Origin of the sequence: Streptomyces sp. NPDC079141 (assembly GCF_040686775.1) — a bacterium.
In the GTDB taxonomy this organism is placed as follows: Bacteria; Actinomycetota; Actinomycetes; order Streptomycetales; family Streptomycetaceae; genus Streptomyces.
Genome location: NZ_JBFBLP010000017.1, coordinates 23,392 through 45,050, shown reverse-complemented (window position 1 = coordinate 45,050; position 21,659 = coordinate 23,392). Strand labels below are relative to the sequence as shown.

General features: G+C 68.5%; 18 protein-coding genes and 1 pseudogene. 12 read left to right on the top strand and 7 right to left on the bottom strand.

Annotated features, from left to right (window positions below; all coding sequences use genetic code 11):
* Window positions 1-17: 17 nt before the first annotated feature.
* The 12 genes and pseudogenes from lepB (AB0Q90_RS33785) (at window position 18) to AB0Q90_RS33730 (ending at window position 12,221) form a co-directional block, all read left to right on the top strand.
* Entirely contained in the window at window positions 18-713 is a 696-nt protein-coding gene (lepB, locus tag AB0Q90_RS33785; RefSeq protein ID WP_363162347.1) for a signal peptidase I, read from the top strand.
* Window positions 706-1,812 (top strand): signal peptidase I, encoded by a 1,107-nt coding sequence (lepB, locus tag AB0Q90_RS33780; protein ID WP_363162346.1) that lies wholly within the window; start codon window positions 706-708, stop codon window positions 1,810-1,812. The genes lepB (AB0Q90_RS33785) and lepB (AB0Q90_RS33780) overlap by 8 nt, the downstream gene beginning before the upstream one ends.
* On the top strand, window positions 1,694-2,641 hold the full coding sequence (gene lepB, locus AB0Q90_RS33775) for a signal peptidase I (RefSeq protein WP_363162345.1): 948 nt from the start codon (window positions 1,694-1,696) through the stop codon (window positions 2,639-2,641). Before lepB (AB0Q90_RS33780) ends, lepB (AB0Q90_RS33775) begins: the two co-directional genes overlap by 119 nt.
* Window positions 2,642-2,691: 50 nt before the next feature.
* The gene (gene lepB / locus AB0Q90_RS33770; RefSeq protein ID WP_363162344.1) at window positions 2,692-3,465 is read left to right on the top strand and encodes a signal peptidase I; all 774 of its coding nucleotides are present in this window, start codon (window positions 2,692-2,694) and stop codon (window positions 3,463-3,465) included.
* A 31-nt stretch (window positions 3,466-3,496) separates the two neighbouring features.
* Complete coding sequence (locus tag AB0Q90_RS33765; protein WP_363162485.1) at window positions 3,497-4,012, top strand: NUDIX hydrolase; 516 nt, start codon at window positions 3,497-3,499, stop codon at window positions 4,010-4,012.
* A gap of 56 nt (window positions 4,013-4,068) precedes the next feature.
* A complete protein-coding gene (locus tag AB0Q90_RS33760) occupies window positions 4,069-4,377 on the top strand; it encodes a DUF2469 domain-containing protein (RefSeq protein ID WP_003965949.1) in 309 nt (102 codons plus the stop codon).
* Between the two features lie 111 nt (window positions 4,378-4,488).
* Window positions 4,489-4,851 (top strand): YraN family protein, encoded by a 363-nt coding sequence (locus tag AB0Q90_RS33755; protein WP_363162343.1) that lies wholly within the window; start codon window positions 4,489-4,491, stop codon window positions 4,849-4,851.
* 1 nt (window position 4,852) lies between these two features.
* A pseudogene (locus AB0Q90_RS33750) lies at window positions 4,853-5,965 on the top strand (ATP-binding protein); the annotation flags it as partial.
* Window positions 5,966-6,307: 342 nt separating this feature from the next.
* On the top strand, window positions 6,308-7,558 hold the full coding sequence (locus AB0Q90_RS33745) for a hypothetical protein (RefSeq protein WP_363162342.1): 1,251 nt from the start codon (window positions 6,308-6,310) through the stop codon (window positions 7,556-7,558).
* Entirely contained in the window at window positions 7,558-8,811 is a 1,254-nt protein-coding gene (locus AB0Q90_RS33740) for a hypothetical protein (protein ID WP_363162341.1), read from the top strand. The genes AB0Q90_RS33745 and AB0Q90_RS33740 overlap by 1 nt, the downstream gene beginning before the upstream one ends.
* Window positions 8,812-9,046: 235 nt before the next feature.
* Window positions 9,047-9,997, top strand: coding sequence for a PIN domain-containing protein (locus tag AB0Q90_RS33735; RefSeq protein ID WP_365734043.1), 951 nt, complete (start codon window positions 9,047-9,049; stop codon window positions 9,995-9,997).
* Between the two features lie 277 nt (window positions 9,998-10,274).
* Window positions 10,275-12,221, top strand: a complete 1,947-nt coding sequence (locus tag AB0Q90_RS33730; RefSeq protein ID WP_363162339.1) for an ATP-binding protein — start codon at window positions 10,275-10,277, stop codon at window positions 12,219-12,221.
* 498 nt (window positions 12,222-12,719) lie between these two features.
* On the opposite strand, the gene AB0Q90_RS33725 is transcribed toward AB0Q90_RS33730, so the two are convergent.
* The 7 genes from AB0Q90_RS33725 to AB0Q90_RS33695 all read right to left on the bottom strand — a co-directional run bounded on the left by AB0Q90_RS33725 (window position 12,720) and on the right by AB0Q90_RS33695 (window position 21,496).
* Window positions 12,720-13,127 (bottom strand): hypothetical protein, encoded by a 408-nt coding sequence (locus AB0Q90_RS33725; RefSeq protein ID WP_363162338.1) that lies wholly within the window; start codon window positions 13,125-13,127, stop codon window positions 12,720-12,722.
* The gene (locus AB0Q90_RS33720) at window positions 13,124-15,241 is read right to left on the bottom strand and encodes a site-specific integrase (RefSeq protein ID WP_363162337.1); all 2,118 of its coding nucleotides are present in this window, start codon (window positions 15,239-15,241) and stop codon (window positions 13,124-13,126) included. The genes AB0Q90_RS33725 and AB0Q90_RS33720 overlap by 4 nt, the downstream gene beginning before the upstream one ends.
* On the bottom strand, window positions 15,241-18,024 hold the full coding sequence (locus AB0Q90_RS33715) for a hypothetical protein (protein ID WP_363162336.1): 2,784 nt from the start codon (window positions 18,022-18,024) through the stop codon (window positions 15,241-15,243). Before AB0Q90_RS33715 ends, AB0Q90_RS33720 begins: the two co-directional genes overlap by 1 nt.
* Complete coding sequence (locus tag AB0Q90_RS33710; RefSeq protein ID WP_363162335.1) at window positions 18,021-19,505, bottom strand: site-specific integrase; 1,485 nt, start codon at window positions 19,503-19,505, stop codon at window positions 18,021-18,023. Before AB0Q90_RS33710 ends, AB0Q90_RS33715 begins: the two co-directional genes overlap by 4 nt.
* A gap of 64 nt (window positions 19,506-19,569) precedes the next feature.
* Window positions 19,570-20,706: a hypothetical protein gene (locus AB0Q90_RS33705; RefSeq protein WP_363162334.1), complete on the bottom strand. Its 1,137-nt coding sequence runs from the start codon at window positions 20,704-20,706 to the stop codon at window positions 19,570-19,572.
* Between the two features lie 103 nt (window positions 20,707-20,809).
* On the bottom strand, window positions 20,810-21,028 hold the full coding sequence (locus AB0Q90_RS33700) for a hypothetical protein (RefSeq protein ID WP_363162333.1): 219 nt from the start codon (window positions 21,026-21,028) through the stop codon (window positions 20,810-20,812).
* A gap of 18 nt (window positions 21,029-21,046) precedes the next feature.
* Window positions 21,047-21,496 (bottom strand): hypothetical protein, encoded by a 450-nt coding sequence (locus AB0Q90_RS33695; protein WP_363162332.1) that lies wholly within the window; start codon window positions 21,494-21,496, stop codon window positions 21,047-21,049.
* Window positions 21,497-21,659: the final 163 nt, after the last annotated feature.

The following is a 21,659-nucleotide window of genomic DNA, read 5'->3' as shown; positions in this document are numbered from 1 at the left end:
GATAGCATCTGGCTCCGATGGACACCGAAGCACAGCCGACGAAACGCGACCGCTCCTCCCGCCCCGAACCAGGGGCTGCGGAGGAACGGTCGCGTTTCGCGTTGGTGTCGCGGATCACCGAGTACCTGCCGGGCGGGCGGATCACTCTGACCCTGCTGATCTGCCTGCTGTTCCTGCTGCTGCTCAGCACCTTTGTGGTCCAGCCGTTCCAGATCCCCAGCGGATCCATGGAGCGGGGATTGAGGATCGGGGACCGCGTTCTCGTAAATAAGTTGGCGTACCGTTTCGGTGCCCAGCCGCAGCGCGGCGACGTCGTGGTGTTCGACGGAACCGGGTACTTCGGGGACGCCGACTACATCAAGCGCGTTGTGGGTGTGGGGGGAGACCACGTGGTCTGCTGCGACAAGGAGGGGAGGATCCAGGTGAACGGCCGGTCGGTCGACGAGTCGACCTTCCTGTACCCCGGTGACCGCCCGTCCAGCGTGTCCTTCGACGTCGTGGTGCCCGACGGCACCCTGTTCGTCCTCGGCGACCACCGCAGCGCCTCCAGCGACTCCCGCGACCACCTGGGCTCCCCGGGCGGCGGCATGATTCCGGTCGACGACGTCGTCGGCCGCGCCGACTGGATCGTCTGGCCCTCCGACCACTGGACCCGGCTGGAACGCCCCGACGCCTACGCGCGCGTACCCGCCGCGGACGGTGCCCATGGGTAACCGCGGCAAACCGCGCGGGGCCGCCAGCAGCGCCGCCGAGGAGCTGCTGCCCACCGGCTCCCGGCGTGCCTCCGGTTCGGGCGCCGGCCGTACACGCGCGGAGCGGCGCAAGCTCCAGCGCAAGGTCAAGCGCCGGCGCAGGCGCAGCGCGATCAAGGAGATACCGCTCCTCGTCGGCGTGGCCGTCCTCATCGCCCTCGTGCTGAAGACCTTCCTCGTCCAGGCCTTCGTGATCCCGTCCGGCTCCATGGAGCAGACGATCCAGATCGGCGACCGGGTCCTGGTCGACAAGCTCACCCCGTGGTTCGGCTCCAAGCCGCAGCGCGGGGACGTCGTCGTCTTCAAGGACCCCGGCGGCTGGCTGAAGGGCGAGCAGACGACCACGAAGAAGGAGGACCCCGTCGTCGTCAAGCAGATCAAGGAAGGGCTCACCTTCATAGGTCTGCTGCCGTCCGACGACGAGAAGGACCTCATCAAACGGGTCGTCGGCGTGGGCGGCGACCGGGTCAAGTGCTGTGACGCGCAGGGACGGGTGACCGTCAACGGCGTCCCCCTCGAAGAGGGGGACTACCTGTATCCCGGCAACGCCCCCTCCCAGACGGAGTTCGACATCACCGTCCCGCAGGGGCGGCTGTGGGTGATGGGTGACCACCGGGCCAACTCCGCGGACTCCCGCTCGCACCAGAACCAGTACGGCGGCACGGTCTCCGAGGACGAGGTGGTCGGGCGGGCCATGGTCATCGCCTGGCCCTTCGGCCACTGGGGCACTTTGGACGAGCCGAAAACCTACGCTTCCGTGTCCGACTCGGCCACCGGGTCGGCCGCGGCTCCCCAGCTGTCGCATAGGGTTGCTCCCGACGAATCGAACGGACCGATCCGACTCCCGACCCCTGCGGAACTCCCGCTCGTTATGGGAGTGGTGGGCCTGCGCCGCGCATGGGGCAGGCAGCGGCGCAGAGTAAGGAGTTGGCGTGGGGGATGTGGCGGTTGGCGCACGGTCCGGACACGACGGCGAGGACCGCGGACGCCCCGTGGAAGCGGCCGACCCGGCCGCGGACGGCGCCGTGACATCGGACAACGAGGTCACGGCGGGCGGTGAGGGCCCGCCGTCGGACGAGCCCCCGCGGACCGAGGAGGGCAAGGGCGAGCCGGCCCCGAAGCCGAAGAAGCCGCGCTCCTTCTGGAAGGAGCTGCCCATCCTGATCGGTATCGCGCTGGTGCTGGCGCTGCTGATCAAGACCTTCCTGGTGCAGGCGTTCTCGATCCCGTCCGACTCGATGCAGAACACCCTCCAGCGGGGTGACCGGGTCCTGGTCGACAAGCTCACCCCGTGGTTCGGCTCCGAGCCCGAGCGCGGCGAGGTGGTCGTCTTCCACGATCCGGGCAACTGGCTCCAGGGCGAGCCGGCGCCGGACCCGAACGCGCTGCAGACGTTCCTCAGCTGGATCGGCCTGATGCCGTCGGCCGAGGAGAAGGACCTCATCAAGCGGGTCATCGGCGTCGGCGGCGACACGGTCGAGTGCAAGGGCACCGGCCCGGTGAAGGTCAACGGCAAGGCCCTGAACGAGGCGTCGTACGTCTACCCCGGCAACACGCCCTGCACCAACGACACCGACGGCGGCCAGTTCAAGGTCAAGGTCCCCGAGGGCCACATCTGGGTCATGGGCGACCACCGGCAGAACTCCCGGGACTCGCGCTACAACCGCGCGGACGGCCACAACGGCATGGTGCCGGTGGACGAGGTCGTCGGGCGCGCCATCGTGGTCGCCTGGCCGATCAACCGCTGGGACAACCTGCCGGTTCCCGACACCTTCGACCAGAACCTCAGCGCGAAGGCCCTGGCCGTGGCACCGGAGGGCCTCGCCCTCGCCGGTGTCGTACCCCTCGCCCTGTGGCGCCGCAAGCGGTCCCGCCAGGGCGCCGAGTGATCCAGAGCAAGGGCTGACCGGAGGGCGTACCCCCGGGTAGGGTGCGCCCCATGGGTGGCGAGAGCACGACGCGTACGGCCCCGCACAGCGGTGGCGCAGACAGGGGCCCGGCGGGCAGCCGGACCGGACAGCGACTGTCCGGGCTGGCCGTGGCGCTGGGCCTTGTGCTGTTCCTCGGCGGGTTCGCCTGGGCGGCGGTGGTCTACCGGCCGTACACCGTGCCCACCAGCTCGATGACTCCGACGATCGACGCGGGCGAGCGGGTGCTGGCCGAGCGGGTCGACGGCGACGAGATACGCCGTGGCGACGTCGTCGTCTTCAAGGACGCGAACTGGGCCAACGCTCCAGTGGTCAAGCGGGTCGTGGCCATCGGCGGCGACACGGTCGCCTGTTGCACGGACGGCAAGCTGACGGTCGACGGCAAGGAGATCGACGAACCGTATCTGCCCGCGGACAGCCTGGCCGAGATCACCGACTTCCCGACGGTGAAGGTGCCCGAGGGGCGGCTGTTCCTGCTCGGTGACGAGCGGCACGGCTCGCTGGACTCCACGGCCCATCTGGCGGACGCCGCGAGCGGCACGGTGTCGCGGGACGCGGTGACGGGCCGGGTGGACGCGGTGGTCTGGCCGATGGACGGCATGCTGGAGCGCCCGACGGGCTTCGAGGAACTGGGCGCGCTGTCCTCCCCGGGCCCGCTGCGCACGATGGGCGCCCTGATCGTCCTCGGCGCGGTGCTCGTGCTCGGCGGCGGCGCCTACGGCCCGGTCGCCAAGCGGCTGGGCGGCCGCTCCCGCACCCGGACGGAGCCCGCGGGTGCCCGCTGAGGACTCCGGCAGCGGCGGACTGTACGACGGTGTGTCGCCCGCCGTGGCGCCGGACTCGTACGAGGGCGGACTGCGGAAGGTCGCCCGGGTCGTGCTGCTGGACCCCGAGGACCGGATTCTGCTGCTGCACGGCCATGAGCCGGACGATGTGAGCGACGACTGGTGGTTCACGCCGGGCGGGGGAGTCGAGGGTGACGAGACCCGTGAGGAGGCCGCTCTGCGGGAACTCGCGGAGGAGACCGGCATCACGGAGGTCGAGCTCGGCCCGGTGCTCTGGCGGCGGATGTGTTCCTTCCCGTTCGCGGGGCGCCGCTGGGACCAGGACGAGTGGTACTACCTGGCGCGCACGACGCAGACGGTCACCGAGGCCCTCGGCCTGACCGAGCTGGAGCGGCGCAGTGTCGCCGGAGCGCGCTGGTGGACGTGTCAGGAACTGACCCGGGCACATGAGACGGTGTATCCGACCAGACTCGCCGAGCTGCTGCGCCGGCTGCTCGACGAAGGTCCCCCGGCCGGACCCGTGACCCTTGACACCGAAATCGTCTAGGGGCTCGCGGGACTGGCGCACAATGGTGGGATCGCACGGCTGAAGGGGAACATGCCATGAGCGCCGAGGACCTCGAAAAGTACGAGACCGAGATGGAGCTGAAGCTCTACCGGGAGTACCGCGATGTCGTCGGTCTGTTCAAATACGTGATCGAGACCGAGCGCCGCTTCTACCTGACCAACGACTACGAGATGCAGGTGCACTCGGTCCAGGGCGAGGTGTTCTTCGAGGTGTCCATGGCGGATGCCTGGGTCTGGGACATGTACCGGCCGGCGCGCTTTGTGAAGCAGGTTCGCGTACTGACGTTCAAGGACGTGAACATCGAGGAGCTGAACAAGAGCGACCTGGAGCTTCCGGGCGGGTGACGCGGATGCCGCGTCGCGGGTGACGGAGTTTTCCACAACTGGTGAGTAGCCCACCAAGATCCTTTTCATGGGGGCGGATGCGTGATCGTCGGTGCCGGAGGTGGTGCCGACATGAACGCACGCAGTGCACTGGGCAAGTACGGCGAAGGGCTGGCCGCGCGGCGGCTGGCCGAGGCCGGGATGACCGTTCTGGAGCGCAACTGGCGCTGTGGCCGGACGGGTGAGATCGACATCGTCGCCCGGCAGGGCGACATGCTCGTCGTCTGCGAGGTGAAGACCCGCCGGGGCGACGGCTTCGAACATCCGATGGCCTCGGTGACGCCCGAGAAGGCGGAGCGGCTGCGCTCGCTCGCCGAGTGCTGGATCCACGCCCACGGAGGCGCACCGCCCGGCGGTGTCCGTATCGACCTGGTGGGCGTTCTGCTGCCCCGGCGCGGGGCGCCCGTCGTCGAGCATGTGCGGGGGGTGGCCTGACATGGGTTTCGCACGTACGTGCTCGGTGGCGCTCGTGGGCGTCGAGGGCGTGGTGGTGGAGGTCCAGGCCGACCTGGAACCAGGGGTCGCGGCGTTCACGCTGGTGGGGCTGCCGGACAAGAGCCTGACGGAGAGCCGGGACCGGGTGCGGGCGGCGGTGGTGAACTCCGGGGCGGACTGGCCGCAGAAGAAGCTGACGGTGGGGCTCAGCCCCGCGTCGGTGCCGAAGGCGGGCAGCGGCTTCGACCTGGCCGTGGCCTGCGCGGTCCTCGGGGCCGCCGAACGGATCGACCCGCGCGTGCTCGCCGACATCGTGATGATCGGGGAGCTGGGCCTGGACGGCCGGGTGCGGCCCGTCCGCGGCATCCTGCCGGCGGTACTGGCCGCGGCCGACGCCGGCTACGAACAGGTCGTCGTACCGGAGTGCGCCGCCGCCGAGGCCTCCCTGGTGCCCGGGGTGTCCGTGCTGGGCGTCCGCAGCCTGCGCCAGCTGATCGCCGTCCTCGCGGACGAGCCCGTGCCCGACGAGGACCCCGACGAGCCGGGCCGGCCCGATCCGCTGCTCGCCGGTCTGCGAGTACCGGGCACGGGCGCGGCCACCGGGATGCACAGCGCCGGAGCGACACAGCACGACCACGGCCATGACCTCGCCGACGTCGTGGGCCAGCTCTCGGCCCGCACCGCCGTGGAGGTCGCCGCCGCGGGCGGACACCACCTCTTCCTGGAGGGCCCGCCCGGTGCCGGGAAGACGATGCTCGCCGAACGGCTGCCCGCCATCGTGCCCCCGCTGGAGCGGGCGGAGTCGCTGGAGGTCACGGCCGTGCACTCGGTGGCCGGTCTGCTGCCACCGGGCAAGCCCCTGATCGACGTCGCGCCCTACTGCGCCCCGCATCACTCGGCGACGATGCAGGCGCTCGTCGGCGGCGGGCCGGGCATCGCGCGGCCCGGCGCGGTGTCGCTGTCCCACCGGGGTGTTCTGTTTCTGGACGAGGCGCCGGAGTTCAGCAGCCACGCCCTCGACGCCCTGCGCCAGCCGCTGGAGTCCGGGCATGTCGTGATCGCACGTAGTGCGGGGGTCGTACGGTTCCCCGCCCGGTTCCTGATGGTGCTCGCTTATGCGGGTGCGGACATGTTCAACGAGGGGTGAAGGTGTTGTCCGCTGGGCTGAGGGGTCCGTGCTCGATCCACAACAGCAGGTCGTGCAACCTGGCTCTCGGTAACGTTCTGTAACTGGCGCGGGGGTACGTGCGCTGAAGAATTTCTGTAAACGGCGAAGATCACAAGCAAGGGCCGGCAGGGCAAGGAGTACCCGCCGGGGGGCTGGAGCGATGAGCGGCGGGCAGCGTGCGTGGCCGGGCCGGTTGCAGCTGGCGGGCCGAGTCCCAGGGCCTGCAAAGACGTTGCTATCCGTTAGGCTTATGGGCCGGGCCTTCACGGATCACGTCCAGGGGGATTCTTGATCAGCGACGCTCAGCTCATCTTGGGTTTTTCTCGGCACCTGACCGCTTACTCGGTGTCGCCTGTGCACGCTGAACTAGAGACGTTGCGGTTTGCTGGGCAGGTCTACGAGATGGCCTGGCGGCTGCGTAACGCCCAAGTTTCCTCGGTCGAGCGAGTACGGGCCATCGGCATCGAAGCCAAGATCGGACCGTTGGATCTTGACCGGTTTGTGCTGCCTACGATGGAACAGCTGGGCTGGGTTCAGTGCGACCGGCGACCCGACGGGGTGCTGGTCAGCGTGGCGGCCTTTGTTCCGCCGAATGCCGAGCTGTTGGGTGCGACGGATCGGCTGCTGGGCATTCTGCTTGCCACGCCGACGCAGCGCGCCGCGCTGGAGATCATGCGGGCGACCTCAATCCAGCCGCTAGAGCGCCGTGCGGCCCTGCAGGCAGGCTCTGGGCACGGGGATGAGTCTGCCGAGCGGGCGTTGAGCTGCTTGATCACCGTCAACCTCGTGCGCGAGGTACAGAGTGAGGACGGCCGCGCGGTGGTCTTCAATCCCAACATCTGGGTCGGTGACGCCGAGGTGGTGACGGCCGCGCTACGCACTGAGGACGCGCGCGTGCAGCGAGAGGTCGGTGCGCTGATCGAGGAGGTCATGGCCTCGCCCGGTATTCCGGAGGAGCACGTCAAAAGCACCGAACAGCGGTGGATCGATTTCGCCGTCAGTGCCGGGTTGGTCGAGCGGTCCCAGGTCGTCGCCACCAGCGACAAGAAACTCCTCTTTACACCACACCTGCATCGAGACCCGTTCGGTACCGACCCTCGCGACCCATCCGGCCACATCCGTCAGCTCGTCGGCAGCATGATCTACGCATCGACGTTCGCGTCCTGGAAGCTCAATAGCCCAGGCGCGTTCCTGCACGTCCTCATCCGCGATGGCGAAGCCGGCAACCACGAGCGCATCGCGGAGGACTACGCGATGCTCGAAACCGCTGGAACCATCGAAGTCGTAGGCGACGGCCGCCATGCTCGGATGCGCCTGCTTCAGACCGAGGTCGCGGAGCAAGCCCTCGCGATCATCGACGCGCGCGGGAATACCGCTGGCGGCGAGAACACGACTTTTGCCGGGATCGGCGAGCAACGCTCGTACAACCACCTGGAACGTGAGCGCGCCCAGGTCGCCACCGCGGTCGTATTGGACGACGCCGACTCGCGGCGGTTCATGTCAGCACTGCGCGACACGACGGCCCGGAGGAACTTCTAGTGGCGGCCCTCCAGACGAACCGCACCCGTCCCGAGGACCCAGGCGCGGACCTGGAGCGGCGTGTGGGACGCCTCGAGTTCGCTGAGGGCGCCCTAGCTCGCCTGCGGGTCCCGTTGCGGGTAGCCGCCGACCGGGGGCGCGAAATCCTGACCGACCTTGACGTGCTCGCGGTCGACATCGACGGCCGACTGCGGACGAGCCTGTCGGTTTTGGAGTGCAAGACCACCAAGGGACAGGCTGGCGAGCCGGATCGGCTGTTGTGGCTCTCCGGGCTGCAGCGCCTGACTGGCACCCAACGAGCCGTCCTCGTTCGCCAAACCATCACCCGCCGGGGCCGGGCCATCGCCCAGGCGCTGGATCTGCAGATTATGGACATGCAGACCCTCGCCTCCAGGGAGGAGGGTCACGCCTGGGTACCCGAACGATTCGCCCATATCCAGGGCATGGGCTGTGAACAGGCGGAACGTCGCACTGACACCCAGCTCAAGGGACTCAAAAACATCCCAGGTGGACTCGTGGCGTTTCTGCGTGCCGATAGCCTGCTGGCCGACTCGCCCGAATGTCTTAACGCGCTGGTCGCGCTGAACTCCTCCACACGCCAGGGCGTCATCCCGAATCCGACCTCACAGATCCTGGCCAGCCACGCCCTGATCACGCTGCTGCTAGCCGCGATCCGCGACGCCTCCCGCCTGGATGTCGTCCCCGCCAGCGACCTGAAGGAACGCGCCGCCCGCGCAGTCACCCTCGGCGATCCCGACAACAGCCAGATCCTGGCAATCCTCAGTCAGGCAGACGAACTCGTCCAACACCAAGTCCGGCGTATCCACGACACCTACACCAGGGGCGGCGCCACCCGGCAGGACATCGCCGTCGCCAGCCTCAAATCCATTGTCGCCGAACCACCCGAGTGGCTTGACCGCTACATCGACCTGGTCAGCAAGCTGCGAGCAAACCCCGCGATCGCGCGGGACCTCATTCAGACCGCCGAACTGGCTTGCTTCGACGCACACTGCGGCGACCACGCATACGCCGAGGCCGCCTTCGACCATCTGTTCACCCCTGAACACAGATACCTCTTGGTGACGGCCATCAAGGTGCTGCGCGACATCGTCGGCGACCAGCTCGCCGACACAATCGGAGAATTCGACGACCTGGACTTCCGCCGGGCCGCGCCGACCATCCCCGACCGGTCCGCCCTGCAGGCTGAGCACTCCACCCCCAAGCTTGCGCACGAGGCGCGCCCCGCCGAGTAGCGTCGTACCGGCAAGAGTTGCTTGGACTATCCCCGACCTTGGCATCGGTGCCCGGCCTGGCCGAAGCCGCAGCGTCATCAAGGACTCGGCAGGCCAAGGCCCTTCTGCGGACTACTGAACGTGACAGCGCATGCTCAGAGCGGAACCGCGTCTCGGGCCTGCGCTCGTGTTGCTGGAGGGCGGCGGCGTCGGAAACCCAAGGCGCACCAGCGGGCCGCGCTGGCAGGATCACCGCATGCTCATCACACCACGCCCTGGCGCAGACCGAAAGAACATCCGTCAGGCGCTCAGCGGCGTCCACACCACGGCGATGAACCTGCAGCGGCCGTACGGTAGCGCCTTCGAAGGGCTGCTGACGTATCTGGAGTGGGCCACGGAGTCCGCGCGGATGCTGCGCCCCCAGATCAGCGACCGAGACCTCGACCAGCTCCTGTTCACCGACCGTTACCGGGCCCTGCTGGGCAGCTGCGGCACGCTCGCCGGGACTGCCCAACAGCGCCTCGTGAACGGCCTAGTCCAACTGGAGGTCGCCGAGCGGATCGAGGCGTTCGAAGCAGCCGCGGCTGCGCTGGACACGCGGATCGGCCGGTGGAACCAGCGGGAGGTGTTCGTCGTGGGCGACTCCAGCTTCTACATTCAGAACGAGGTGAAGCTGGCCGACGTCGACCTGCACGCGGTGCTCGACGTGCCGCGCTGGCAGTTCGTGCGCCTGTTGTTCCCGATCGTGGTAGTCGACGAGTTGGACGACCTCAAGGACGCCAGCAAGCAACGGGCCCGCTGGCGTGCCGCCCACACGCTCGGTCTCCTCGACGGGGTCCTCGACGGCCACACCCACGGGATCCTGCGTGAGGGGGAGCACACCGTTCAGGACGGCGAGACCCGCGGCAGGGTCAACGTGGAGATTGTCCTCGATTCCCCCGGCCACGTGCGCCTGGACCGTCCCGATGTCGAGATCATCGACCGGACGGTGGCGATCCAGGGCCTGGCCGGCCGCGACGTACGGTTGCTGACGTGCGATACGAGCCAGCACACCCGGGGCCGGGCGGCCGGGCTGCAGGTGACCAAGGTGGCGACGAAGGACCCCGGAGACGAGCCGGACTGGTCCGCCCCGGACAGGTCTGGCACTGGCGTACGCGCGCAGCGGCGCGCCCGGCAGGCCGAAGCCGAAGCTCCGAAAGCCAGTTGAGAATTCAAGGCCGAGATGGTGGGGCTTCGGCGGTTCACTCGGCCTTGTCTCTTCGCAGGTCAGGATGTCGCCCGGCGGCAAGATCGAATGAGACGGGGACAGCGGGTGGCGACAGGCGAGGGCGTCTCGTCTGCGGGGGACTGACTGGGTGACGTCGCGACGAACACCAGTACGTGGTCCGTCATGTCTCGCGACTCGCCGGGAGGCGCCGTCGAAACCTCATGTTGCTGAGGTTGGATGCTAGATGACTGCCTGAAGTGGGTGACATGCTTCGCGTATGCGGATTCCTGTGGAAGTGCGCCCCGACTTCATCGAGAAGGTTGCCCGTCGCACGGACCCTCTGGGAGCCGTAGAGGAGCTGGTCTGGAACAGTCTGGACGCTGACGCCACCGAGGTATTTGTCGAGCTGGAACTCGATGACTTCGGCGGCGTTCAGGCGGTTGTCGTTAGTGACAACGGCCATGGCATTCCGTCAGCGACCGTGGAATCGGCGTTCAAGGGAATGGGTGGATCATGGAAGCGGACCGCGCCCGGCACCGAGAGCGGCCGGCAGTTGCACGGCCGCCACGGCTACGGGCGCTTCCGGGTTCTCGCGCTCGGCTCTAGTGCCACCTGGACGTCTGTCTCCGAGGGCCCCGGTGGGATGACCGAGGTCGTCATTCGCTTCCAGGACGGGGACAGTGACTTCGATGTCGACGAACGCACGCCGACATCGTCGCAAAGACCCGGCACCATGGTGCGTGTCACTGGTGAAGCTCAGCGCAAGCAACGTCTTACTGCCGAGAGGGCCCGAGAAGAGCTGACCACTCGGTTGGCGATGTACCTGAGCAAGTACCCTGCCGCGACTGTGCGGTGGTGCGGCACTGCTCTGGATCCCGGCGAAGCGATCGAGGGACAGCCCTTCGAGGAAGTGCTGGACATTGGGATCGACACCGGAGGCCCAGGGCCACTTCTGCGCATCGTCGAGTGGAAGACAAAACCTCCTCGGCGGGAGTTGCTCATCTGCGATGGCGTTGGCGTTCACCGCGTGACGTTGCTAGCGCAGATCCAGGCGCCCGACTTCGACTTCACCGCCTATGTGCTGTGGGACAAGTTCGCCAACCTGACTGACCATGATCTGCTGGAAGGAGAGTTCGAGCACTCGGACTCGTTGCTCGGCAGCACGGTGAAGGCCGCGCGGAATCGACTGCGCGTCTACTTCCGTGAGCAGGAGCGAGAGCGCACGCGAAAGCTGGTGCAGCAATGGATTGAGGAAGGCGTTTACCCCTACAGCGGGCAGCCGAGCGGTTCGGTGGAGGTGGCCGAGCGGGACACGTTCAACGAGGTGGCCAGCCTCGTCAGCCGCCAAATAAAGGGACCGAAGTCGGCCCGCCGCACGCAGCTGGTGTTGCTGCGGGAAGCGCTGCGGCGACAGCCCACGGCGATGCCGAAGGTCCTCGATGAGCTTTTCGCGCTGTCGGGAGCGCAGAAGGAGCGGTTGGAGGATCTCGTCGACCGCACTCCGCTGGCGAACCTGATCGCTGCCAACGCTGAGACCGTCGACCGGATCGATGCCCTGAACACCTTGCGCACGCTCTTGTTCGAGTTCGACTCCCGGTACGCCATGCGGGAGAAGGACCAGCTGCACCGCATGCTGGAGAAAGAGCTGTGGATTTTCGGAGACGAGTACACCCACGGCGTCTCCGAGATCGGACTGACGACGGCGCTCAACCGGCACCTTCCCCGCCTGGAGGGGAGGACCGTGCCCCAGCAGAGAGTCCAACTGCACAACGGAACGAGCGGCCGCCTCGATCTCCTGCTCTCCTGTGTGTCTGGTGCTGGCCGTACGAAGCAGCACCTGGTCGTCGAACTCAAGCGCCCCCGCACAGTGCTGTCTGAGACGGAAGTCGCTCAGATCAACAGCTATGCCTACGCCGTCACCACAGACGAGCGCTACCGTCATGATGATCAAACTCGTTGGGAGTTCTGGCTGGTCGGCAACTCCATCGAAGACGTGGTGCAGTGGCAGCACCCCACCGGCTATGTGAAGAACGACGACCGGGTGACCATCCGCATCATCACCTGGGGCGCAATCATCGATGCCTGCGAGGAACGGCTGCGTAAGCAGCGTGAGCGACTGGAGTACGCCTCCGACCAGACACACACGGTCGAGTACGCCCAACGCGTTCACTTGGACGCCGATGTTGTTCCTCTTCTCGCGCCCCGCGCAGACGACAGCGCCTGACTCCCTGGGCCACTGCACGTGGTCGGTGTCCAGTTGATCTTTTCGTTCGGGCCAGCCTGATGACAGCAGAGGCCCCTGTGGGGGAGTCTCGTTGGAGTGACCTTTTCAAGAGCCACGAACTGCTTCCTGATGGACGGTGTCTCCTCAACTGACCGCGTTGCCGACTGTGCGAGGAGTTCCGATGACCGCCGCTGACCCCTGGGCCGCTCTTCGAGAGGACGGAGTGGCTCACCTCATGATCACTGCTGCGGACGAGAAGACGACCCGTGCCATCGTTACCAGCCTCAGCCAGCACCACACTGTGCAGGAGCCCGAGGTACGGCCAACCAGCGATGGTGTCGTCGAATCGCAGCTCTACTTGCGCGTGGGGAATCAGACTGGCGGTTCTGGGGCGCCCTGACGCCGGACGACCGGCTGACTGTCGTTGATCCGGACAACGCGGAGGCGCCGCCCAACACTTGGGCGGCGCCTCCGCGTTGTCCGGATTTGAACTCGGGGTCAGTGTCGACGGCTGCGGTGGGCCGCGAGGTCAGTTACGTGGGCAGAATCCTGGACCTGGCTGCGTACTTCCTGGTAGTCGAGGGTGAGCTGGCGCAGGGCCTCGGCGTAGATCGTGAGGGTCCGTCGGAGCTTGGTGTTTTCGCGGCGGAGGTCGGCGATGACGTCTTCCTGGGGCTTCGGGCGCTCGGCGTCGTGTTCTGGCTTGGCGACGTTGCGCTGGGCATCCACCTGTTCTTGGAACCAGGTGATGAGGTGGGGGAAGTTCCGGTAGAAGGTGGCGTGCTTGACGTCCAGCCGACGCTCTACGGCCGTGATGGTGGCGCGACGGCCGGTCTCCTGGGCTTCGCGGAGCACGAGGTTCATGGCGAGCTGTACTTCGTCGTCGGTGAGGGTCGGCCGGGTCACCGAACGGTCTCCTTGGTCGTCGTGTTCATGCTGGTCGGGATGCTGTTGGCTTCGAGGAACTCGGTGAGCTCGGCGCGACGCTGTTCCATGCGGTCACGCACGTAGGGGGCGAGGATGACGCCGTTGGCGAGGGCGCGTTCGAGCCGCTGGAGCCAGGCGAGGAAGGCGTCGGTGTTCTCGGCGGTCAGTGCGACGTTGCGGCACTTGAGCGGCTGGCAGTCGGGCAGGGACGGACCGTTGCCTTCTCGTCGGCACAGGGCCCGGTCTGGGTTGTAGACGCAGGTGACGAACTGGCCGGGGTGGATGTGAGGGTCGTGGCGTTGCATGAAGCGCTCCAGGCGTTTGCGGTCGGTGATGACTTTCCCGGTGAACTGGACTTCGTTTTCGAGGGAGGCGAGACGGGCTTCTGCCTCTTCGGCGGCGGGGCCGGTCAGTCGCTGTGGGGCGGGGTTGAGGATGATGTCGCCCAGCTGTTCTCCGCGGGCGATGGCCTGCTCGGCCTCGACCTCGTGCCGGAACCCCGATGCCGAGGTGCCGGCGTATCCCTCGAACATTTGAATGGAGTGGTGGCGGTACTGGATGGCTCCGGCGATGGTGCCGCCGGGCTGGCGGGCGATGGTCCACGCCAGGGTGCGGCGGAACTGCTTGGTCACAAGGTGCCAGTCCTTGCCGTTGACCTGCGGAATAGCGTCGTCCCGTCCGTGTTCGGCGCAGTATTCGTTGATCCACTTCATGAGCCTGGCGATGCCGTCGATGGTGGCGTTGACGCCCATGACGGAGTTACTGCTGGAGCCCAAGTCGCTGCTGCGCGTGGCTGGAGGCTGGGCGAACAGGAGGTCCTGGCTGGGCGGTTGCAGTCGCTCCAGTACGCGGACGGCGGTGGCCACGGAGGTACCGACGACCCAGGTGGCCTCGGTGCCGGCCGGGGTGTCCTCGCCCTTGAATGCCTGGCTGGTGACCTTGTATCGCACGGGGCGGCCGTCCTCGTCGCGCATGACGGACAGGCAGCCGCGCTTCATGTGCTTGATCTCTGCCTCGCGCATGCCGGACAGGTAGGCGATCACGATGTAGCAGGCGATCTGGAGGCGGTTGGTGAAGCGGGTGACGTCGTCGTAGCGGATGCCGCGCAGCCAGGCGCGGTCGTCGAGCTGGCCGCGGATCTCGGTGGTCATGTAGGTGGAGTCGTCCAGGCCGAGTTCGTCGATCGCCTTGGCGATCATCGACCAGAACGGTTCGCGGCTGAGTGTGGTGGTGTCGACGTTCGCCTGGCGGCACAGGTGGATGACGTTGACCGGGGGCCGCTGGTGCTTGTAGCCGCCGCGCGGCTTGCCGCGTGGCAGGGGTCGGCCGGTGGCCCTGTATTGCTGCAGGAGGAGGGTGATCCGCTCGTGCGGGGTGGTGCCGTCGACGATCCCCATGTAGCCGGTTTTCTGGTTCCGCAGGGCCAGCCAGTCGTCCTGGGCGCGGATGACGTCGTCGGCGAACTCCTCGACCCAGCGCAGGGACCACATCAGGAGCGGGGCCAGGACCTGTTCGGGGATGCGGTCGGTGGTGTTCTCGGGTCCGGCTGCGGGGCGGCGGCGGGGGCCCTTGATTTCGGGCCAGACGGCCATAGGGTCGGTGCTGAGTGCGTCGGAGATCAGCTTGCGCCGGAAGTACCACAGGTTGCACACGGCGCGGCGCTTGCGGCCGACCGTGTTCGCTGTGTGACGCCGGGCCTCCACGCGCAGGCGGTAGGCGTCGATGTCGTCCGTGGTGATCCCGTGTAGGGTCCGGATGCCGCGCTCATCGGCCCAGTCCAGGAACTCCTTCAGGTCGGAGACCATGCCGCGGATCGTGCTGGCACTCATCTCCTTTTCCCCTTCGGGGAGGTCGTAGCGCAGCATCGCGAAGCACAGTTCCTTGGCGGCCTGCTGGAACTGGACGGGCAGGGTGAGGAAGTTGATGGTCAACGCGTGCTGGTGTGCCTGGTGCCGGCACGGGGACAGGTCCCATTTGTCGTCGCCGAAACGTGAGGTGGCGGCGAGGTCGATGTACGGCGCCAGGTGTCGGTTGGCCAGTACCAGGGCGTCGTCGGGGATGCCGCCGAGAGTGGCGGGTACGGCGGTGGTCATCAGCTTTCCTTCGGGCCGTCGAGGAGGTCCAGGACGAGTTCGGCGGGCTTGGACGTGGCGGCCTCGGCGCGCTGGGCGTCGGTGAATTTGGGCAGGATCAGGCGGGTGAGCGCGAGCCAGGTCCGGCCGTGCTCGGTGACCCATGCGTCCAGGGGCATCTGCTGGCGGGCGTGCTCCAGTTCGTCGACCAGCGCCAGCAGGGCGGGCAGGTGCTGGCGGGTGATCAGCGCGTTCGGACAGCGCAGGCAGGTCAGGAACGACACGCCGCATCGGCCTTCGTCGAACGGGCCGTGCTCGATGTCCAGGCAGGAGTTGGCGAGGGTGTCGCGCTTGCCGTCCAGGGCCTCGGTGAGGGCCTGGGGAGTGATGCCGAGGGTGTCGGCGGTGCGGCTGCCGTCGCGCAGTGCCTGCTCGGTGGCGGTGTCCAGGACGCGGGGCTTGAACTGGCGGGCGGTGCTCTCGGCCTCTTCCAGGGCCGTGGTCATGATCTCCTCGGCCCAGGCCCGCACGACGGGATCGCCCTGCAGGTAGTGCTGGAAGGACACGTCCAGGGTGTTCGTACGAGAAGCGGAGGGCAGGTGCCCGCCCATGGCCTTGGTGGTCCGGACTTCGACCGTGGTCTTGATCCGGTTGACGGTGACCTTCAGGGGTTTGCCGTCGTCGCTGGTCAGGCCGTGGCGTGTGCTCCACTCGCTGAGGTTGAGCACGCGGGCCAGGGTGGAGGCGAAGGGGTCGACGTGGCCGAAGTTGACGTCCTTGGAGTCCCAGTTGTAGCCGCGGGCGCCGGACAGGCCGGCCCAGATGCTCCAGATCCGGCTGCTGCCGGAGAAGCGCCGGCCGCGGTCGGTGAGTTGGTGCAGCAGGAGGTAGAAGCCGCCGGGGGTGTGCAGTTGGCGGCTGTCGCTGTTGCCGGTCTCCCAGTACACGGTCTCCCGGGTGTCGCTCTTGCCCCGGCGGCGCTTGGTCAGGGTGATGGCCACGGCTCGGTCTTCCACCAGCCGGTGAGTGGGCGGCAGTTCTTTGACTGTTTCTCCGTTGCGGCCGGTCAGGCACGTGCCGAGAACGAGGAGCGGGGTGATGTCGGGGTCGGTGAGGAACAGGCGCCGGGCCATGGTGAGGCGGCCCTTCATCACGTTCTGCCACAGCTGGTCGGTGGACCGGGCCAGGGGGACGCGGCCGGTGCGGTCCATCTCGTCCAGATGCATGCCCAGTACCTGGTCGTCCGCGTCGAGGCTGTCCGGGGCGTTGCGGTAGGTGGCCAGGAGTTTCTCGCCTGCGCGGATGCGGTCGCGGATGGCGACGACGTCGCTGCGGGCGGCTGCAAGGATGGCCTTGAACTCGCGGTCGGAGTAGCCCGGGACGGGGGCCGTCTTGAGCTTGCTGACCAGGTTGCGGCGTCCCAGGTACTCGCGCAGGTCCTCCGATAGCACGTCGCTGGGCGTGATCGCCCGCAGGATGGCGTGGATCAGCACCATCTGGGTGCGCACGCCAGCCTCGGTGGTGGTCCGCAGCTTCTCGAACCGGAAGCGGTCCAGATGGCGCGGCGACAGCTCGCCGATGCTCTTGGGCGGGTTGGGCAGAGCGCCGATGAAGCCGAGGAACTGCCGCATGGCGGTGAAGTCGCCTTCCGCGCTGGCTCGGGTGCGCAAGCTGCCGGTCGGACCGGTGCGGTGGGCGAACGCGGACGCGAAGTAGGGGTGGAAAGGCGGGTGGCGCAGCTTGGAGAGGTCGTACTCCCAGGTGCGGCCGTCCTCGCCGGTGAAGTGCACCTTCAGCGTCCGGGCCGCGTCCTCGCGCGGTGCGGGCGCCTCGTACGGTCCGTCGGGCATGACGGAGGTGCGTCCGGTGCCCGGCCGCGCCGGCCGGGATGTGGCCACGGGCCCTTCCGGCTGGTAGGTGATCTGCTCCAGCCGGTGCCGCAGCTCGGTGGACAGTTGTTCGTAGGGCGAGATGTGCATCAGCAGCCGCCGCAGGCTGGTGAAATGGATCGGCGGGGCCCCGGGAGCGAGCTCGGCCCGTATCAGCTGGTGGAAGTCCTCCAGGTGCTCCACCGTCAGCTCGCCGAGCGAGGCCGGGGACTGGGGGAGAGCTTCCAGCCCGGTCAGAAAGCGCCGCAGGGCGTCGAACGGCCGCTGTGCGGTCCGGCGCGAGGTGCCCTGGGCGGCCTGAAGCATGGCGGTGAACGCGTCGGCGAGTGTCGCCTGCCAGGCCGGAAACGGCAGCGTGGCGAAGTCGAAGTCGAACATGACGCCGTCGTGGTCGGTGAACTGCACCGCCAGCGGGTTGCCGGGCATCGCCGCTTGCACGGGGATCTTCGGTGTCTGGCGGGCCTTGGCGAGGTAGGCCCGCATGCCGATGGACAGCATGGTGGCGGGCTCGACGTGCCGTAGCAGTCGGCCGATCTGCCACATCTGCGTGCGCGCCGCCTTCTGCGTGGTGTAGAGCGACTCGTGCCGGTAGTAGCCGTCCAGGTGCTCGGGCGTCAGCTCGGCCAGGTCGCGGGGGCTCTGCACCAGTGACTCCAGATGCGAGAGGAAACGGCCGATGGGCCAGAACGCGGCATCGGCGCTCTTGAACGTTCGGATCGCGCCGAGGTTGAGCACGGCGGTGAACGCACGGGCCAGGACGCCATGCCAGTGCGGCATCGGCAGTGCGGCGAGGTCGTAAGTGCGGATCACCCCGGACCGCTCTTCGGTGAAGGACACGACCGCACCGTCGGCTACGGCGGCACGGCGGCTGAGTGAATTGTCGGAGGCCTCTGCGGTGGCCATGGAGTCGGTCATCGGGAGAGAACCTCCAGGTCGTGGTCGGCCCCGGGCTCCGACTCGTCGGAGCCGACGCCGGTGGGCTCCCAGTCGTTCGGGATCAGGGCGAGGCGGGTCTCCAGCTCCAGCTCCTGCAGCGCATGCAGGTACCGGAGCGTGGTGGTGACACTGCGGTGTCCGAGCCGAAGGCGAACCCAGTTGAGCGGATCGCCGAAGACCATCTGATGGGTGCGCCGCTGGGCCGGGTTCATCTCGGCCAGGTCCTGGATGTGGCCCCGCCACAGCTGTTCGAGGGTGATGACGGCGTAGGAGTGGCGCAGGGCATGCGGATGGGCCCGCACCCCCAGGCGGAGCCGCCCAGTGCGCTTGTTGGCCGTCTTGAACGCCTCCTGCCAGCACGAGCCCTTGCTAGGCAGGCCGTTCTCGTTGATCCACAGCGCGGCGGGCTCCAGCCCCTCCGGGGTGTCGATCAGCAGCCGTCGCCGCTCGGCATGCCCAAGCTGGTCCACAGTCAGCCGCTCACCGTCGACCATGACGAACGGCTTGGCGCGGTCGGTGATGATGAGCGGGTCCCGGATGCGGTCGTACACGCCGGCGTCGCGGGCGTCCTCGATCGCCTCGGCCCGCTCCATCTCGACGTAGTCCCACACCGCCTTCAGCGAGGAGGCGGACAGATAAACCCACCGGGCGGAACCCCACTTCGCGATCCGCCACGGCAGCCAGGTCCGCACGTTCCGCTTGCCCGGCACCGGGTGGGGCAGTTCGAAGACGGACAGCGAGGTCTGCTCACACAACCGCAGACCAGTACGGATCATCAGATCGGAATAGGTGCCGTTGCGGGCCGCGAACCGGCCGCGGAACGAGGGGTCGGCCAGCCCTTCGCAGGTCAGGCCGAGCAGGCCCACGTCCCGCCACGTGCGGTACATGTGCGGGGTGAGCCAGACGACATCCTTGCGCGGCCCGGTGTGGGAGGCCTCCGCCGGGGTCATGCCCTTGCCACGGCGGCCATGGGCATCGCGGGCGCGGCTCTCGCGCTGCAGGATCGGATTCTCCGCCGCGTACTTCCGGCGCGGGTTGACGGCCCACCTGTAGAAGGAGTTGACGGAGGCCACCTCCCGGTCCCAGGTGGTCCAGTCGACGTGCGGGCCGCGCGGGTCCGCTGTGCGCCACTGCTTGTACGCGGCGCGGTCCTGCGGCGTGGCGTGACGCCAGTCCTTGCGATCCCGGCTGCGCCACAGGAAGTTCAGCCACAGTTTCAGGTCGCAGGCGTGGGCGCGCTGGGTGTCCTCCGGGGAGCCGGCCAGCTCCGTCGTGAAGTACTCGTTCAGCTCGGTGTCGTAGCGGCCGTCGGGGCTGATCAGGTACGGGGTGGCGTCGAGGATCTTGTGGTCGTCCAGCCACTCGTCCAGATGCCACAGGGTGCTGATCAGCGGGTCAGCCGTTTGCGGTCGGGGTAGGTCGCGGCGGGTGTAGAACACCCGCCAGTCAGGGTTGGTCATGGTTCCTGTCGTCGTCTGTGATCGGGAGGCGGAGCCGGGCGGCTCCGCGAGGACAGCGCGCCGGTCAGCCCCGGGTGGCGAGGGCCTTGGCGGTGGCTCGCAGGCGGGGCATCTGGACGGTGAGGGGGCGGCCGTCGTCGGCGGTCAGGTGGTGCCGGTGTGCCCAGGTGTTCAGCAGCGGCGCGGCGGCGTGGTGGGAGAGCGGGGAGTGGCCGCTGAGGTTGGCGCTGCGGCCGGTCCAGAGGTTCCACAGCTGCGGTGTGGCGGAGAAGCGGCGGCTGCGCTCGGTGAGCCGGTGCAGCAGGAGGTAGAGGTCGCCGGCGCTTTGAAGCGGGTCGTGGCCCTCGCCCCGGATCTCCCACCGGCACGGAATGGGGCCTGCCTTGCGCTGGGTGATGCGGAAGACGACGTCGCCGCTGTTCACCACGTGCTCGGCGGGCAGGTCGGTGGTCTCGGTGACCCGCAGCCGGCCGAGGGCCAGGGCCAGGACGAACAGCGGGGCCACGTCGGCCAGGCTGAGGAAGAGCAGCCGGGCGGTGTCCTGCGTGCGCCGGCCGTCAACGTGCGGGATGCGACCGGTCCGGTCCATCACGTCCAGCAACCGGGCCGCGGCCTGGTCCTCCTCGCTGAGCGTGTCCGGGGCGGCGCGGAAGGCGGCCAGCAGCTCCTCGGAGGTGGCGAGGCGGGCGATGATCTCGGCCGCGTCGGTGTGCGCCGCTTGGAGCAGCGCGGTGTACTCGCGGTACGAGTACAGCTGCACCGCGGTGCGGGGCGGCTGCGGTCCAGTGATCTTCCGGGGTGCCTTGGTCATGTCCCAGACACTGGAGTGGAGCGAGCCGTAGGGGGCGTCCCGCAGCAGGCGGCACAGCTGGGCGAGTTCACGCCCGATGCCCGCCCTACTGCGGGTGGCCCCCTCGACCTCCAGGTAGGTGTACAGGTGGCCGGGGCGCACCTCGTCCAGGCCGGCGGGCGGCTGGTCCTGCATGCTGAGGAAGGCCAGGAAGCGGCGGATGGTGCCGAAGTAGGTGTCCGCGGCGGCGAGCGTGAGGATGCTGCCGGTGTCCGGTGTGAGGCGGGCCGTGAGGGCGGCGGCCAGCGGTGCGTGCAGCGCTGGGCAGGGCAGCGGGGCGAAGTCGTAGGCGCGTTCGCGGCCGGTCAGCGGGGTGAAGCGGACGACGGGTCCGGTGCTGTTCTCGGACATGATGGACCTTTCCGGTAGGCGGCAAATGCCGTGGTTGAGGTGGTTGGTTGACCCGGTCAAGGTCGCCGGGCGGTCTGTGTGATGGCCGTGAGTGACCTGTGGGTCATGGGGTTGGTGTGGGGTCGGCGGGGACGATGACCGACAGGTAGGCGCGGGTGCCGTTGCTGTCGCGCATGGGTTTGTAGGTGGCCGGGCCGCAGACGGCGGACTGCTGGAGGGCGGCGACCAGGGCGCGGACGGCGCGGTCGTCGCCCATGAGCCGGACGTCGACCGGCTGGGCGCTGCCGGGGTCCGAAGTGGCGGCGGGGGTGCGGGAGTTCACGGTGTTCTCCGTCTGGGGTCAGTGGTCGGGGATGAGGTCGAGGACGGCCTGGTACTCGGCGGCGGTCAGGCCGAGGCGGTGTCCGGCGACCGGTTCGGCCTGGTAGAGGCGGTGCTGGCCGTCGGCCCAGTCGCGCAGCAGCTGCTGGGCGGCGTGCATGTCGGTGTCGAGTGCATCGGCGATCTGCTGCCAGCTGGCGCCGCGGCGCCGGGCGTCGTGGGTCAGCGAGCCGCGGTAGTAGCCGAGCTCGGTGCGGATGGCCTCGCCGAGGGCGAGGCAGGCCAGGGCGTCGGTGGGGCCGTGCCGGTCGGGGGCGCTGTCGCTGAGCAGGAGCGCCAGACAGTGGTCACCCCGGCGGTTCTCCACCCACGCGATGGGCGTGCGCATCGGTACGTCGCCGGGGCGGGTGATGGGCTGGAGCGACGTCCACGTCGCGTACGCGGTGTCGGTGGAGGCGTGGTCGGTCACGGGTTCCTCGCAGCAGGGACGGGGGCTCGGTCGAGCCGGGAAGGGGGCCGGCGGGGCCGGGAGGTCACGGCGGGCCCGGACGCGGGTCCGGGGCCGCCGAAACCGGCCGGAGACGGGGGTGGGGCCAATCGGCCTGCGGAACCTGTCGCCGCAGGTCAGGACC

What these genes read in the sequence shown, in the direction of transcription:
- lepB (WP_363162347.1), top strand. Translation starts at nt 18, where the DNA reads ATGGACACCGAAGCACAGCCGACGAAACGCGACCGCTCCTCCCGCCCC.
- lepB (WP_363162346.1), top strand. Translation starts at nt 706, where the DNA reads ATGGGTAACCGCGGCAAACCGCGCGGGGCCGCCAGCAGCGCCGCCGAG.
- lepB (WP_363162344.1), top strand. Translation starts at nt 2,692, where the DNA reads ATGGGTGGCGAGAGCACGACGCGTACGGCCCCGCACAGCGGTGGCGCA.
- AB0Q90_RS33705 (WP_363162334.1), bottom strand. Translation starts at nt 20,706, where the DNA reads ATGTCCGAGAACAGCACCGGACCCGTCGTCCGCTTCACCCCGCTGACC.
- AB0Q90_RS33760 (WP_003965949.1), top strand. Translation starts at nt 4,069, where the DNA reads ATGAGCGCCGAGGACCTCGAAAAGTACGAGACCGAGATGGAGCTGAAG.
- AB0Q90_RS33755 (WP_363162343.1), top strand. Translation starts at nt 4,489, where the DNA reads ATGAACGCACGCAGTGCACTGGGCAAGTACGGCGAAGGGCTGGCCGCG.
- AB0Q90_RS33720 (WP_363162337.1), bottom strand. Translation starts at nt 15,241, where the DNA reads ATGACCACCGCCGTACCCGCCACTCTCGGCGGCATCCCCGACGACGCC.
- AB0Q90_RS33730 (WP_363162339.1), top strand. Translation starts at nt 10,275, where the DNA reads ATGCGGATTCCTGTGGAAGTGCGCCCCGACTTCATCGAGAAGGTTGCC.
- AB0Q90_RS33710 (WP_363162335.1), bottom strand. Translation starts at nt 19,505, where the DNA reads ATGACCAACCCTGACTGGCGGGTGTTCTACACCCGCCGCGACCTACCC.
- AB0Q90_RS33735 (WP_365734043.1), top strand. Translation starts at nt 9,047, where the DNA reads ATGCTCATCACACCACGCCCTGGCGCAGACCGAAAGAACATCCGTCAG.
- AB0Q90_RS33715 (WP_363162336.1), bottom strand. Translation starts at nt 18,024, where the DNA reads ATGACCGACTCCATGGCCACCGCAGAGGCCTCCGACAATTCACTCAGC.